Source organism: Kribbella sp. NPDC049227, from assembly GCF_043197265.1.
Lineage (GTDB): Bacteria > Actinomycetota > Actinomycetes > Propionibacteriales > Kribbellaceae > Kribbella.
Window position 1 is genome coordinate 390,295 of sequence record NZ_JBICST010000004.1, and the last position, 12,703, is coordinate 402,997.

The window sequence follows — 12,703 nt, forward strand, 5'->3', positions numbered from 1 at the left end:
TCAGTGGTCGGCGCAGCACTGTTGCTGGTGCTGGAGCTCGAACGGGATGAGGACGTTGCCGGCGGCGGGCTGGAGCTGGAGGACCAGGCGGCCGTCGCGGCGGAGCGGGCGGAGGAAGTCGCAGGTGTCGACCATGGCGTCGTCGGCGACCGGCTGACCGCCGACGGCTTCCAGGTGGTCGATGTTGCAGCGGGTGCGGAGTTCCGCGGCCGGCAGGACGCCGTGGCCCAGTTCGTGTCCGGGCCAGCGGACCGCGCGGCCCGCCGTACCGAGGGCAGCTTCGACGGCGGCGACGTACGCACCGCGGACGAGTTGGCTCGGCCCGGCGAGCTCCGGTTCGGACGCGCCCGGGCGGGTGATGGCCAGGCCGACGTTCTGCCCGGCCAGGTGGTCCCGGACCGGTTGGGCGAGGTCCGCCGTACTCGTCAGGGACACCGCGACGTGCGGACGGTCGCCGCCCGACACCATGTGGGTGCAGGCGACGACCGGTTGGTCCATGGCGTCGAGGAGGTCGTACAGCAGGTGGTCGGCCGCGGCCGTGTCCCGGCTGTCCGCGTCGATGGCGATGATCACCTGGGCAGCACCCAGATGGGGTTCGTGTAGAACCACAGGTCGACCCACGGGTCCGCGTCGCCGACCACGTCGAGGGCCGGACCGGCCGGGTCGACCGCCGCGCTGAGGTACCCGGGCTGGCTGCGGTGGCCGTCGGTACCGCGGACCCGGAGGTAGCAGGGCTCCTCGGCCCGGCCCAGCGGGTACACCAGCTCGAAGTTGCCGCGCCGGCCGGAGGTGTCCCACTGCCGGACGACCTTGGTGTTCGGCGTACTGAGCGTGTCGCGGTCGCTGACCGGCCCGGTCACCGAGCCCTTGATCACGTCGACCCGGTTCAGGGTCGGCACGAAGTTCGCCCAGTTCGGCATCGTCTGCGCGGTGATCCGGACGACGAGCTCGATCGGACGGCCCCGGCGGACCACGAGGGCGCCACCGAGCGGTTCGCCGTCTCGTTTGCCGACCTCGCGGACCTCGACCTCGACGCCCTTGACCAGGCCGCCGTGGTCGACCCAGACACGGCCGTTGCGCAGGCCCTCCATCACCGCGAGGTAATCGCGGCGGTCGGCACCGACGTGAGTGCGGCTGTAGAACCCGGGCCAGAAGTCACCCGCGGTGCGGTTGACCGTGTTGCCGTAGACCGGGTCCATGTAGCGGCCGTCGCGGTCGAACTGGGCCTGGTCGGAGCCGTCGGGACGGCGAGCGGTCTCGTTCCAGTTCACGTGCGAGTCGGAGTTCGCGCTGATCCACCACGGCTTGCCCTCGGCCAGCAGGCTGTCCCAGAGACCGCCGACGGTCGCGGTCATCCAGTCGAAGCCGCCCCAGGTCCGGTACGACTCGGCCGGGTAGCTGGGGAAGGAGTTCGCGCTCGGCGCGTTGCCGTAGAAGCCGCGCGCGCTCGCGGCGCCGATCCCGGCGGGCAGACCGGCCGCCTGGTGCCCGGGTGCGCCCTCGAACCCGACCGCGATCCGCGGGTCGGCGTCGCGCCAGTTGCGGATCTCGTGCGGGCTGTCGATGCCGTTGCGGGCCGGGTGGTTGGCCAGGAACAGCGCGTCCGCGACCCGGCGCTTGTCGACCTGCTGGCCGAGCCACTGGATGCCGGACACCGCGAGGGCCTCGTTGACGGGCGTGTTGGCGCCCGCGTTCTTCACGCTGCCGTCGTAGCTGTTCTCGAACTGCTTCAGTACGTCGACCTCCCGGCTGCCCGGGGCGACGAAGACCGTGCCGTGCTCGGCGGCCGGGATGTTCCACTCCAGGCCCTGGAAGATCAGCGTGTCGCGCAACTCGGCGCGGGCCGCCTTGATCTGCGGGTTGACCAGGTCGACGCCGATCCGGGCGTGCGTCGCGCCGCCGTGGTCGGTGATGACCAGCCAGTCCAGCCCATACGCCGTCGCGTGCCGAGCCTGATCGATCACCCGGTACATGCCGTCGGAGCTGAGCTGGGTGTGGATGTGGTGGTCACCGGCCAGCCAGACGTTCGGACGCTTGCCCTGATGGAAGACCCAGCCCGCCGAGGACTGCGCGCTCGTCGCGGCCGCCGCGGCTCCCGCACCGGTCACGGCGAGGGCCGCCGTACCGCCGAGAATGCCGGCCGACCGCAGCAACGCACGCCGCGAGACCTCGGTCGGCGACAAGTCACTGTCCGGCACCGACTCGTCCAACGCCGCCAACGTCGACGCATCCAACTCACTGTTCGGCTGATGGTGATCGTGGGAATGCGAGTGCCCGTGCCCATGCCCGTGGTCGTGCGAGTGCCCCATCACATGTCCTCTCGGAAACCGGATCCGGCCGGATCATCACCCACCCCGATGACCACCAGATGTTCTCCCGGTGAACCTCGACCCATGGACAGCGCACAGGGACAAGGCTTCAATGGGGCGATCCACGAACGGAGAGCCGTATCCATCCGCACCGTATTGATGCTGACCGCAACGGAATCCTGTGACCCGGACCGTGTGGGCGTGCATCGTGGCGGCGGTGGTGACTGTCGTCGCAGCGGGAGTCTTCTGGCTGTCGACCCGCCCGCCCGAGCGTTCCCCTGCCGTACAGGTCAGCAGCACACCTACCCGCACCGAGCCGTCACCGACGGCTCCGACGACGGCGCGGGTTCGGTATGTGTTTCCGGTGGGGGGTTGTCGGGGGGATGCTTCGGGGAGTCATCATGACTATCCGGCGGCGGACATCTTTGCGGCGGTGGGGTGCCGGTTCGTGTCGCCGGTTGATGGGCGGGTGGACGAGGTGACGCGGGTGGACGGGTGGGATGCGAGGACGAATGTGGGGCGGGACCGGGGTGGGCTGTCGGTGTCCGTTGTGGGAGTGGACGGGGTTCGGTACTACGGGTCTCATCTGTCGGCGATCGCGGGCGGGATCCGGCCGGGGTTGACGGTCCGGGCCGGGCAGACTCTGGGGCTGACCGGCAAGACCGGGAGTGCTCGTGGGACGCCACCGCATCTGCATTTCGGCATCAGCTGGCCGACGGCTCCGGGCAAGTGGTGGATCCGGCGGGGGGCTGCGCCACCACAGCCCTTCCTGGCCAGCTGGAACGGCGGTGGGCAGCTGTCACCCGTCTCGTCGGTTGCCAAGGTCCGGCGTGCGTACGGCGTCGACCGTGGGTGCCGGTCGTACTGCTGACGCGAAGGCGGCGCCCAGGAGCAGGCCGCCGAGCGGCATCAGGTCCAGGTTGGCGGTGATGACGGCGAAGCCGGCCGCCAGCAGGATCGGTGACCAGACCGGCAGGCGGCGGTCGAGCACGAGGAGTACCGCCAACGCGAGCAGTCCGACCAGGAACAACGCGGGGCCGACGGTGGACAGCGGTTCGTAGATGTCCAGGTTGCCCGGCCAGCGGTCGTACTCGTCGCTGATCCGCGACATACCGGCCCGGTCCTCGGCGCGGAAGCCGACCATGAGGTCCACCAGGATCACCCGGACGAACGCCGCCACTCCCAACAGCCCGACCACCACAGCCGCTGTCCCCACGCCGCGTCGCCGGATCAGCTCGCCGCGAGCGAGGACGAGCACCACAGCGAACACCAGCATCCCGGCCAGGAACAGCAGATGTCCGGCCGTCCACCCCAGTCCCGGCCCGTGCGAGCCGTCCATCCCCTCGATCAACCGAATGATGCCGTAGGCAACCAGCAGTCCGGCCGCGATCATTCCTAGTCTCTTCATTCCTCCAGCGTCGTCACCACGACCACCCACCACATCGCCGACAAGAGGGAGCTTCCGGCAACTACTGGTTCGTGGGAGTGACCAGCCCAGTCTCGTACGCCGCGATGACGGCCTGGACCCGATCGCGGAGGTTGAGCTTGGTGAGGGTGTTGCTGACGTGGGTCTTGACGGTGTGTTCGCTGACAGTCAGGGCGGTCGCGATCTCGGCGTTCGACAAGCCGCGAGCGAGCAGCACGAGAGTCTCGCGCTCGCGGCTCGTGAGTACGTCGAGCGCTGCGGCCGGCGTACTGCGGGGACGGCTCCGGGTCAGATCGGCAATCAGGCGACGGGTGACGCTCGGCGCGAGCAGAGACTCGCCGGCCACCACAACGCGTACGGCGTGCACCAGGTCGTCCCGCCGGACATCCTTCAGCAGGAACCCGCTGGCCCCGGCGTACAACGCGTCGTACACGTAGTCGTCGGAGTCGAAGGTGGTGAGCATGACCACCTTCGTCGGGGTGCCCGCGCAGATCGTGCGGGCCGCGGCGAGGCCGTCGACGCGCGGCATCCGGACGTCGAGGAGAGCTACGTCGGGCGTGAGGGCCCGGACAAGCTCGACCGCCTCGGCACCATCGGCCGCCTCACCGACGACCTCGATATCGGGTTGAGCGTCCAGGATCATCGCGAAACCGCTGCGGACCAGCTCCTGATCGTCGGCCAGCACCACCCGGATCATGAAACCCCTTCCAGATAAGGCAATCTGGCCCGCACTTCGAACCCGCCACCACCCAGCGGCCCGGCTTCCGCGAAGCCACCACAGGCAGCGGCGCGTTCGCGAATCCCGACCAGCCCATGCCCGCCCGCCGACACCTCGGCGCCGATCCCGTCGTCCGTGATCGACAGCTCCAACCCTGCCTCCGACCAGTCCAGCCGTACGGCGACCCGCGTGGCGCGCGCATGCTTCACCGTGTTCGTCAGCGCCTCCTGGACGATCCGGTACACCGCGACCTCGGTGTCCGGCGCCATCGCGCGTCGTCCGCCGGTCTCCTCCAACGACGCCGTACCCGTCACCAGGTCCGGCAGCGAAGCCAGCGTCGGCTGCGGCGCCCGGTCCTCGCCCGCCTTGAGTACGCCGAGCAGCCGGCGGAGCTGGATCATCGCGTCCCGGCCGGCGTCGGCGATCGCGTCGAAGGCGCGTTCGGCCCGGTCCGGATCGGTGCGTACGACGACCGGCCCCGCCTCGGCCTGGACGACCATCAGCGTGACCGCGTGGGCCAGGATGTCGTGCATGTCGCGGGCGACCCGGGCCCGTTCCTCGGCGGCGGCCCGGGCGGCCTCCGACAAACGCTCCCGCTCGAGCTGAGCGGCGCGTTCGCGGTGACTGCGCTCGAGCGAGCCGGCCAGGAAGGCGGCTACCGGAAGCAGGAAGGTGAACATGAACTCGTCCAGGTCGTTGTGCTTCAGCAGCAGCGACGCCGGCGGGAACGTGACCAGGATGACGACGAGCAGCCCGATCCGCTGCCACTGTTTGTGGCCGAGGCTGGCGAGCGTGTAGATCGCGACCAGGCCGCCGTACTGCAGGTTCTGGCCCGGTCGATGGTGGAGCGAGACCAGCACCGCGGCCGCACCGACCACGACCATCACGCCGAACGGCCAGCGGCGCCGCCAGAGCAGCGGGATCACGGTGGCCAGGTTGGCGACGACACCGAGCGCGGTGACGGCTCCGGGTTCGCGGCCGATGAACGGCACCGAGGCCGCGACGCCGACCGCGAGCACGACGGCGACGTCGATCACCCGATCCCGCGTGCGTGGACCGGGGATGCCCAGCCGCTCGAGTCCTCCCATCGTCTCAGTCTGTCTCACCCGGGTCCCGCGGACCTGGCTCCCACGACGGAGATCAGTCCGGCGCACTCCGTCGTACGAGTGAGAGCCGGTGCAGGATCTCGCTCGAGATGGCGGTGAAGCCGAGAGACTCGTACAGCCGGCCGGCGCCCGTCGGGCTGTCGGCGTCCACACCGAGCGAGGACCGCTCGAAACCGGACTCCTGGCCGACCCGCAGTACGGCGCTCACCGCCGCGCGGGCGAACCCACGGCCGCGATACTCCCGCCGAGTCCCGACCTGCCCGATCCACACCTCGCGTACGCCGGTCTTCTCGGTGTCGACCGGGAACTCGTACCCCAGCGCGTACGCCGCGATCCGATCCCCGTCGACGACGATCCGCGACAGTGCCGGCCGGAAGTGACGGTTGCCGGTGAACCACTTCTTCCAGTCGTCCTCGCTCTTCGGCGCGAATCCCCAGTGGTCCACGAAGATCTCGTTGTGCGCGAGCCGGAGGTTCTCGTCGTCGCGGGGATCGAATCCGATCAGCGCACAACCGTCGGGCAAGGGCGTCAGCGGCACCGGTTGGTCGTCGTACCAGCGCCGCATCAAGGCGTAGTAGCGGACCGGTTCGAAGCCGCGGCTCGCCACCAGGGCGAGGGCGCCGGGGTTGGCGGCCTGGACCTCGACGTCGACGAGGTCTGCGCCGCACTCACGAGCACGTCCTACCTGCCAATCGAGCAGCGGACCACCTAGGCCTGTCCGCCGCGATTCCGGATGAACGCCGCCCCTCACCTTCACGATGGCCTGGCCGTCGCGCACGTGCGGCTCGGGCGCGAGGCCGTAACCGGCCGGCCGGCCGTCAAGCCACACGGCCAGCGAGTCGGCGTCCTCGAGGGCCTCGGTGATGCCTTCGACGGTCACGTACTCGCCAGTCGCGTCGGCCGCGGCGATCGCGTTCGCCACCTCGACCACGGCCGGCACATCCTCAGGCCGGATCGGTCCCGTCGTCACCCCAGCCGGCCAGTCCACGCCGCAACAGTAGAGGGTCAGGACTCCGGGCCGAAGACCTGGCGGATCTCGGACTCGCCTTCCCAGCCCGGCCAGGTCCGGCGATGGAGGTCCATGAAACGCTTGGTCCAGTGGACGACCTCGTCGCGGCTCGCCACGTCGTAGACCGCGTACGCGCCGACCGGCAGCGCGTCGTCTCGCGGTCCGTCACTGACGGTCAGCGTCCCGGCGGAGACGGCGACCCTGGTAGCGGTTGCCACCGGCAACAGACCGGCGGTGTCGACCAGCACCCCGCTCCGGACCGCCTCCGCGCCGAGGGCGGCGATCCCCTCCGCCAGCTCCGGCGGTGGAAACCCGTGGTCCTCGGCGGCACGCAGTACGGCGATGAACCGCATCAGCGGGCCCGGCCCTCGCGCAGCATCCCGATCGACTTCTCGATCCGGCGCTCCCGGGTCGCGTCGGTCTTCGCGGACGTCACCTGCAGCACGTGCCACTGCTGCTTGCTGTAGCTCAGCGTCTCCCAGAACTCCTTGGCCTTCCCGTCCGCCGCCAACGCGGCCGCAAGCTCCTCGGGGACCTCGAGCACCCGCTCGGCCGTGTCGAGTTCGACGTCGACCTCCATCACCCCGCCGGGTACGACGCCTGCCTCGGTACGACGTTCGGCGCTGAAACCCAGCAGGTAGCGGCCACCCATCCGGGCGATCGACGTGCGGAAGGTGTAGCCGTTGACGGTGACGCTGACCTTCGGGTGACCGCCGCCGCCGAGCGCCTCGACGACATCGGTGGGTACCTCGAAGCCGGCGGTGTTCTTGCCCGTGGACAAGAGTTCGGCAGTGAACTTCATCGGACCTCCTCCGTCCGAGCGTGGAGCATCAGGAGGGTCAACCAGGTCCAGCCGAGGATCACGGCGACGGTGAACCCGAGGTTGCCGACGGTACTGCCGCCGCCGGTGGACAGGCCGACGAGGCTGAGGAAGTAGACCACACCGGTGACCAGGGAGAAGCGGGACCAGCCTCGCTCGTTCTGGCGGGCGAACCTCCGGCTGAGCACGCAGCAGGCGACGATCAGGCCGATGAAACCGATGAACCCGGCGATGACATGGCCGAACCCGTGCCAACTGACGCTGTCCGGGATTCCGGCGGGCGTACCGATCGGGAAGCCGTCGGCCGGGTCGGCCCGCATCAGACCGGCAGCGGCGACGCCTGCGCCGTACACGACGAGGCCGCCGACGGCCCAGCGGGATCGGAGTCCGGCGCGGCGCAGCGCGAGCGCGCCGACGACGGTGAGCAGGCCGGTCACGACCATCATCGTCGAGTGGATCCAGCCGCCGGTGCCGTTCGCGAGCAGGCTCAGCGAGTGCCTGCGGATGTCGTAGCCGTCGCGGACGATCGCCTCGATGGTGCCGATGCCGACGTACAGCGGGCCGGCGATCGCGCCGGCGAGCAGGAGTGGTGGTGCGGACTGCTTCGTCATGGTCGTCATGGCGGCAAGCCTGGAGCGGACCACTTCAGAAAACCTTTGGAAGATCTAGTCTGAGGCGCATGCGTTTCGGCGTGCTGGGCCCGGTCACTGCGTGGACCGACGACGGCCAGGCGGTGCGGATCCCTGATCGCAAGGTGCGGGGGCTGCTGGCCGACCTGCTGCTGCACGCCGGTCGCCCGGTCGCCGTGACGACGCTCATCGACGATCTGTGGGGTGACGAGCTACCCGGCAACCCGACCGCGACGTTGCAGACCCGGGTCTCCCAACTGCGGCGGGCGCTGGAGGACGCCGAGCCGGGGGCTCGAGACCTCGTGCGGACCGGACCAGCCGGCTACCTGATCGCGGTGGCACCGGAGGCGGTCGACTCGGGCCGGTTCCGTGCCCTCGCCACTCGCGCCCGGCAGACCGGCAGCGCCCGGATGCGCGCCGCCACCCTCGCCGACGCGCTCACGCTGTGGCGCGGTCCGGCGTACGCCGATGTGGCGCAGGAAGCGTTCGCCCGGGCGACGATCGACCGGCTCGACGAGGAGCGGCTCGCGGTCCAGGAGGCGTACGCCGAAGCGCGGTTCGTGCTGGGTGAGCACGAGGACCTGGTCGCCGAGCTGGCGGAGCTCGTCGCGCGTCACCCGTTGCGGCAGCGGCTGCGCGCCGTACAGATGAAGGCGCTGCATCGGTCCGGGCGGCAGGCCGAGGCGTTGAAGAGTTACGGCGACCTTCGGGATCGGTTGCGGGACGAGCTCGGGCTCGATGCGAGCGCAGAGCTGATAGCGCTGCATCAGGAGATCCTGACCGAGGAGCCGGCTGCGACGGCCGCGACGAAGAGCAACCTTCCGGCCGGGCTCACGGAACTGATCGGCCGGGACGCGGCGGTCGACGACGTGGTGGAGCAGCTCGAGTCCGCGCGGCTCGTGACGCTGACCGGCGCGGGTGGGGTCGGCAAGACGAGCCTCGCCCTCGCGGCCGCTCGCCGCGTCGACTCACCCGATGGGGTCTGGCTGGTGGAGTTGGCCGCGCTCGAGCCGGGAGCCTCCGCGCGCGAGGTGTCGACGCTGGTCGAGGCGGCCGTGCAGCCGGGTGCCGACGTACTTGTTGTCCTCGACAACTGTGAGCACGTGATCGAGGCGGCCGCGGAGGTTGCGACCGGACTCCTGCGCTCGCCGGGTGTGCGGATTCTCGCCACCAGCCGCGAACCCCTGTCGATCGCCGGCGAACACCGGCGGCCGGTCCCTCCGTTGGACCTGCCGACAGCCGGCACCGACGCGGCCGACAGCGCGGCGGTCCAACTCTTCGTCGCCCGCGCCGAGGCCGCCGATCCGCGCTTCCGGCTGACCGCTGACAACACCGATGCGGTCATCGCGTTGTGCCAGCGGCTGGACGGTTTGCCGCTTGCACTGGAACTGGCCGCGATCCGGGTCGGCGCGATGGACGTTCACGACCTTGTCGACCGCTTCGACAACCGGTACCGCCAGCGCGGTCTGCCGGATCGGCAGCAGACCCTGTCAGCGATGGTCGAGTGGAGCTGGGACCTGCTCGGCGAACCCGAACGCGCCGTACTGCGCCGGCTCGCACCACATCCTGGCGGATGCACGCTGGCCGCGGCCGAGGCGGTGTGCGCGGGTGACGACGTACCGGTGGCTGAGGTTGCGGAGCTTCTGACCAGGCTCGTCGACCGGTCGCTGGTCGTGCGTGTGGATGGAACGTCGGGGTCGCGCTATCGGTTGCTGGAGACTGTCCGCGCGTTCTGCCTGCAGCGGTTGGACGATGCCGGCGAGGTCGACGCGACGCGGCGGCGGTACGAGCGGTACTTCGAGGGACTGGCTCAGCACACCGAACCCCGGCTGTACGGACACAGCGACCTGTTCGCCTACTTGGGTGGGCTGTACGGCGAGTCCGCCCCGCAGCGATCTCCCTCCACCGCGGCGTTGCGGCCGCGCATCGAGACCGTGGTGTCGCGCGACGGGACACCGATCGTGGTCGAGGTGTACGGCGACAGCGGTCCGGCGATCGTGCTCGTCGGTGGGGCGCTGAACGACCGGCGGACGTTCACTCCCTTGGCGAAACGGTTGGCCGACGGGTTCACGGTGGCGACGTACGACCGGCGTGGCCGCGGGGACAGTGGCGACGTGCAGCCGTGGGCGGTCGAGCGTGAGCTGGAGGACTTGGCCGCGGTCGTCGACGTCGTGGGAGGTTCGGCGTACGCGCTGGGTGTCTCGACGGGTGCCGTGTTCGCGGCGGAGGCCGCCGCGCAGGGGGTTCCGATCCGCGGGCTGCTGCTGATCGAACCGCCGTTCATCCTGGACGACACCCGATCTGTGCCGGTCGATCTCGCGAACCGGCTGCAAGAGCTGGTCGCGCAGGACCGGTACGGCGACGCGACCGAACTGTTCCTGGTGACCGCCGTGGAGATGCCGGCCGAGGTGGTCGCACCGCTGCGGAACGCCCCGCTGTGGAAGGACCTCGAGGCACTGGCTCCGACGCTGGCGTACGACGTACTGCTGATGGACGACTTCACGATCCCGGCTCACTGGGCGACCGCGATCACCGTGCCGACGCTGGTGATCGACGGCGGCCAGAGCCGGGAGTGGCGGCGCAACACCGCGCAGATCGTGGCGGACCTGCTGCCGCAAGGCCGGCGGCTGACAATGGACGGTCAGCCGCACGATGTCGACCCGGAGGTGCTCGGCCCGATCGTGGCGGAGTTCATCGCCGGGAGCTGAGGATGTCGAGACGGCCGAGGTGACTCCGACGTACCGGACGTGTGAGCTGATCGGCAGCTCGACGGACACAGGAGACACCGTGGCTCAGCCCGTTCTCAACAGCATGTTGCTCGGCAGTGCCGACCCCGACCGGTTGAAGGCCTGGTACCGCGACGGCTTCCACGCGGAGGTCGACGGCTACGGCAACCTGAACCTCGGCGGGTTCGGCCTGGTCGTCGAGCACCGCGACGACGTCGCCGTGAAGACCGCCGAGCCCGGCCGGTGCATCGTGAACTTCGCCGTCGACGACATCGAGGCGACGGCCGCGCACCTGCGCACTCTCGAGGTGGAGTGGCTGGTCCAGCCGGAGGACCGCGGCGTCGGCTGGTTCGCGACGCTGATCGATCCGGACGGCAACTATGTCCAGCTGATCCAGATGCGGCCCGAGTACTACGCCAACCTCTGACCAACGAAACGTCCGCACCGGACCTTGGGGATCCCGGTGCGGACGTGGTTCTCGGTGTCAGGTGGTGCTGTCAGGCGCATGTGTGCAGGGGAGAAACGGCGGCAAGCGAGGGGCAGATCGCCCACACTCGCTTGCCGCCGGCACCGATGCCTTCAGGTGATCGAGGTGAGGTTCTCGACCGGCCGCGTTTCCGGGTGGGTTGTCTGGTGAGAAACGGAACGCGAGAAGGTACCGGGGGCTTTCTCAGCGGGGTGCTACGTCCCACATGCGCTCGCCGGGCAGGGGGTCGGGGAGCCGGTCCACGGCGGGCATCGGGTCGTTGGTGACCCGAAGTCCGGCGAAGCGACGGCTCATGGCGTGTGCGTACCGTTCGGCCAACGCCGGCTCGGCGTTGTAGTCGGCGATCACGTGCTCACCGAACCAGACTCGGACGCGTCGGCGCTCAGACGTCTGGGTGGCGGTGGCGGTTGTCACTGGTCCTCCTGGCTGTCTTCGAGATGTGCGGCCTGGGAACGCGGAGCGAGCGCGGTGCCGGTGCGCCGTGTGTTCACCGTCACGTCAGATCCAACGGAGGACGCGGACGCTAAGTCACGCCTCGATCGCGATTTGTCCGGCTGCGGGCAAACTTTTTCGAGACCGGGCAGGACCCAATTCTTCGAGCAGGTTTTCGACTGTCGTGATCGTCAGTCGAACGGCCCGCGCACGGAGACGCCACCGTCCAGCACGACCTGCTGGCCGGTGATGTACGCCGAGGCGTCCGAGGCCAGGTAGACAACAGCATCAGCCACCTCTTCCGATCGGCCGAACCGGCCCACCGGGATCTCCTCGACGACCTCGGCGTCCACGTTCGCGTTGGCCACGGCGGTCGCGATCGCACCGGCCGCCGCGACGTTCATCCGGATGCCGTCGCCGGCGTACTCGGCAGCGACCGTCCGGGCCAGGCTGAGGAGTCCTGCCTTCATCACGCCGTACGCCGCTTGGTGCGGTGCCGCCATGAAGCCGGTCACCGAACCGACGCTGACGATCGCGCCGCCGGTGCCCTGGTCGAGGAACACCCGGAGCGCTGCCCGGACCGCGCGCGCCACGTAGCGGAGGTTGACCTCGTAGATGGTGTCCCAGTCCTCGTCGGCCATCTCGTGCAGCTTGACCGCCGGCACGAACGCGACCTGCCCGCCGACCACCGTGACCAGCACGTCGAGCCCGCCGAGCTGTTCGACCGCTCCGGCAACCATCGCCTCGACGTCCGGCAGCGAACGGACATCCCCGGTCACGGCGTACGCCGTAGCGCCGCGCTGCCGCAGCGCCTCGGCCGCCTCTTCGGCCCGGCCGAGGTCGATGTCCGCGACGACCACCGCTGCCCCCTCGGCCCCGAAAGCCGCACTGACGGCGCGTCCGATCCCGCCGCCGCCTCCACCGATCACCAGTGCCCGTTTGCCGTTCAACCGCATGCTCGCGAGGGTAGATGATCGAGGCGTTCAGATTCATAGGGTTTCCTCAGGAACGACACGCCGGGCTGTCGGAACGACTCCGTAC

At 69.9% G+C, this 12,703-nt stretch carries 14 protein-coding genes; 3 read left to right on the forward strand and 11 right to left on the reverse strand.

The annotated features are described in order from the left end of the window. Nucleotides 1–573, reverse strand: coding sequence for a hypothetical protein (locus ACGFH6_RS19625; RefSeq protein ID WP_393385518.1), 573 nt, complete (start codon nucleotides 571–573; stop codon nucleotides 1–3). Continuing rightward, complete coding sequence (locus tag ACGFH6_RS19630; protein WP_393385520.1) at nucleotides 570–2,309, reverse strand: histidinol-phosphatase; 1,740 nt, start codon at nucleotides 2,307–2,309, stop codon at nucleotides 570–572. Before ACGFH6_RS19630 ends, ACGFH6_RS19625 begins: the two co-directional genes overlap by 4 nt. 364 nt (nucleotides 2,310–2,673) lie before the next feature. On the opposite strand from ACGFH6_RS19630, the gene ACGFH6_RS19635 reads away from it, so the two are divergent. Then, nucleotides 2,674–3,180 (forward strand): M23 family metallopeptidase, encoded by a 507-nt coding sequence (locus tag ACGFH6_RS19635; protein WP_393385522.1) that lies wholly within the window; start codon nucleotides 2,674–2,676, stop codon nucleotides 3,178–3,180. On the opposite strand, the gene ACGFH6_RS19640 is transcribed toward ACGFH6_RS19635, so the two are convergent. From ACGFH6_RS19640 to ACGFH6_RS19670, 7 genes are all read right to left on the reverse strand, one after another. Continuing rightward, the gene (locus ACGFH6_RS19640) at nucleotides 3,109–3,717 is read right to left on the reverse strand and encodes a hypothetical protein (protein ID WP_393385524.1); all 609 of its coding nucleotides are present in this window, start codon (nucleotides 3,715–3,717) and stop codon (nucleotides 3,109–3,111) included. The two genes, ACGFH6_RS19635 and ACGFH6_RS19640, sit on opposite strands and share 72 nt — an antisense overlap. A 61-nt stretch (nucleotides 3,718–3,778) precedes the next feature. Then, nucleotides 3,779–4,432, reverse strand: a complete 654-nt coding sequence (locus tag ACGFH6_RS19645) for a response regulator (RefSeq protein ID WP_393385526.1) — start codon at nucleotides 4,430–4,432, stop codon at nucleotides 3,779–3,781. After that, nucleotides 4,429–5,541: a sensor histidine kinase gene (locus tag ACGFH6_RS19650; protein WP_393385528.1), complete on the reverse strand. Its 1,113-nt coding sequence runs from the start codon at nucleotides 5,539–5,541 to the stop codon at nucleotides 4,429–4,431. The genes ACGFH6_RS19645 and ACGFH6_RS19650 overlap by 4 nt, the downstream gene beginning before the upstream one ends. A 52-nt stretch (nucleotides 5,542–5,593) precedes the next feature. Beyond that, complete coding sequence (locus ACGFH6_RS19655; protein WP_393385529.1) at nucleotides 5,594–6,547, reverse strand: GNAT family N-acetyltransferase; 954 nt, start codon at nucleotides 6,545–6,547, stop codon at nucleotides 5,594–5,596. Nucleotides 6,548–6,564: 17 nt separating this feature from the next. Then, nucleotides 6,565–6,921 (reverse strand): YciI family protein, encoded by a 357-nt coding sequence (locus ACGFH6_RS19660; protein WP_393385531.1) that lies wholly within the window; start codon nucleotides 6,919–6,921, stop codon nucleotides 6,565–6,567. Next, nucleotides 6,921–7,370: a YdeI/OmpD-associated family protein gene (locus ACGFH6_RS19665; RefSeq protein ID WP_393385533.1), complete on the reverse strand. Its 450-nt coding sequence runs from the start codon at nucleotides 7,368–7,370 to the stop codon at nucleotides 6,921–6,923. Before ACGFH6_RS19665 ends, ACGFH6_RS19660 begins: the two co-directional genes overlap by 1 nt. Next, nucleotides 7,367–8,008 carry a DUF998 domain-containing protein gene (locus tag ACGFH6_RS19670; RefSeq protein WP_393385535.1) on the reverse strand — a complete coding sequence of 214 codons (642 nt, stop codon included), beginning with the start codon at nucleotides 8,006–8,008 and terminating at the stop codon, nucleotides 7,367–7,369. Before ACGFH6_RS19670 ends, ACGFH6_RS19665 begins: the two co-directional genes overlap by 4 nt. 59 nt (nucleotides 8,009–8,067) lie before the next feature. Here ACGFH6_RS19670 and ACGFH6_RS19675 point away from each other — a divergent pair, with 59 nt between their 5' ends. Together ACGFH6_RS19675 and ACGFH6_RS19680 are read left to right on the forward strand one after the other, a co-directional pair. Continuing rightward, entirely contained in the window at nucleotides 8,068–10,725 is a 2,658-nt protein-coding gene (locus tag ACGFH6_RS19675; protein WP_393385537.1) for an alpha/beta fold hydrolase, read from the forward strand. Between the two features lie 79 nt (nucleotides 10,726–10,804). Beyond that, nucleotides 10,805–11,170, forward strand: a complete 366-nt coding sequence (locus tag ACGFH6_RS19680; RefSeq protein WP_393385538.1) for a VOC family protein — start codon at nucleotides 10,805–10,807, stop codon at nucleotides 11,168–11,170. Between the two features lie 243 nt (nucleotides 11,171–11,413). Here ACGFH6_RS19680 and ACGFH6_RS19685 read toward each other — a convergent pair whose 3' ends face one another. Together ACGFH6_RS19685 and ACGFH6_RS19690 are read right to left on the reverse strand one after the other, a co-directional pair. Continuing rightward, a complete protein-coding gene (locus ACGFH6_RS19685; protein WP_012924486.1) occupies nucleotides 11,414–11,644 on the reverse strand; it encodes a hypothetical protein in 231 nt (76 codons plus the stop codon). A 209-nt stretch (nucleotides 11,645–11,853) separates the two neighbouring features. Beyond that, nucleotides 11,854–12,618 (reverse strand): SDR family NAD(P)-dependent oxidoreductase, encoded by a 765-nt coding sequence (locus ACGFH6_RS19690; protein ID WP_393385540.1) that lies wholly within the window; start codon nucleotides 12,616–12,618, stop codon nucleotides 11,854–11,856. Nucleotides 12,619–12,703 lie beyond the last annotated feature (85 nt).

Bases quoted from the DNA above. Each gene is read 5' to 3' on its own strand.
- ACGFH6_RS19630 (WP_393385520.1), bottom strand. From the start codon at position 2,309: ATGGGGCACTCGCACGACCACGGGCATGGGCACGGGCACTCGCATTCC.
- ACGFH6_RS19640 (WP_393385524.1), bottom strand. From the start codon at position 3,717: ATGAAGAGACTAGGAATGATCGCGGCCGGACTGCTGGTTGCCTACGGC.
- ACGFH6_RS19645 (WP_393385526.1), bottom strand. From the start codon at position 4,432: ATGATCCGGGTGGTGCTGGCCGACGATCAGGAGCTGGTCCGCAGCGGT.
- ACGFH6_RS19650 (WP_393385528.1), bottom strand. From the start codon at position 5,541: ATGGGAGGACTCGAGCGGCTGGGCATCCCCGGTCCACGCACGCGGGAT.
- ACGFH6_RS19660 (WP_393385531.1), bottom strand. From the start codon at position 6,921: ATGCGGTTCATCGCCGTACTGCGTGCCGCCGAGGACCACGGGTTTCCA.
- ACGFH6_RS19665 (WP_393385533.1), bottom strand. From the start codon at position 7,370: ATGAAGTTCACTGCCGAACTCTTGTCCACGGGCAAGAACACCGCCGGC.
- ACGFH6_RS19670 (WP_393385535.1), bottom strand. From the start codon at position 8,008: ATGACGACCATGACGAAGCAGTCCGCACCACCACTCCTGCTCGCCGGC.
- ACGFH6_RS19675 (WP_393385537.1), top strand. From the start codon at position 8,068: ATGCGTTTCGGCGTGCTGGGCCCGGTCACTGCGTGGACCGACGACGGC.
- ACGFH6_RS19690 (WP_393385540.1), bottom strand. From the start codon at position 12,618: ATGCGGTTGAACGGCAAACGGGCACTGGTGATCGGTGGAGGCGGCGGC.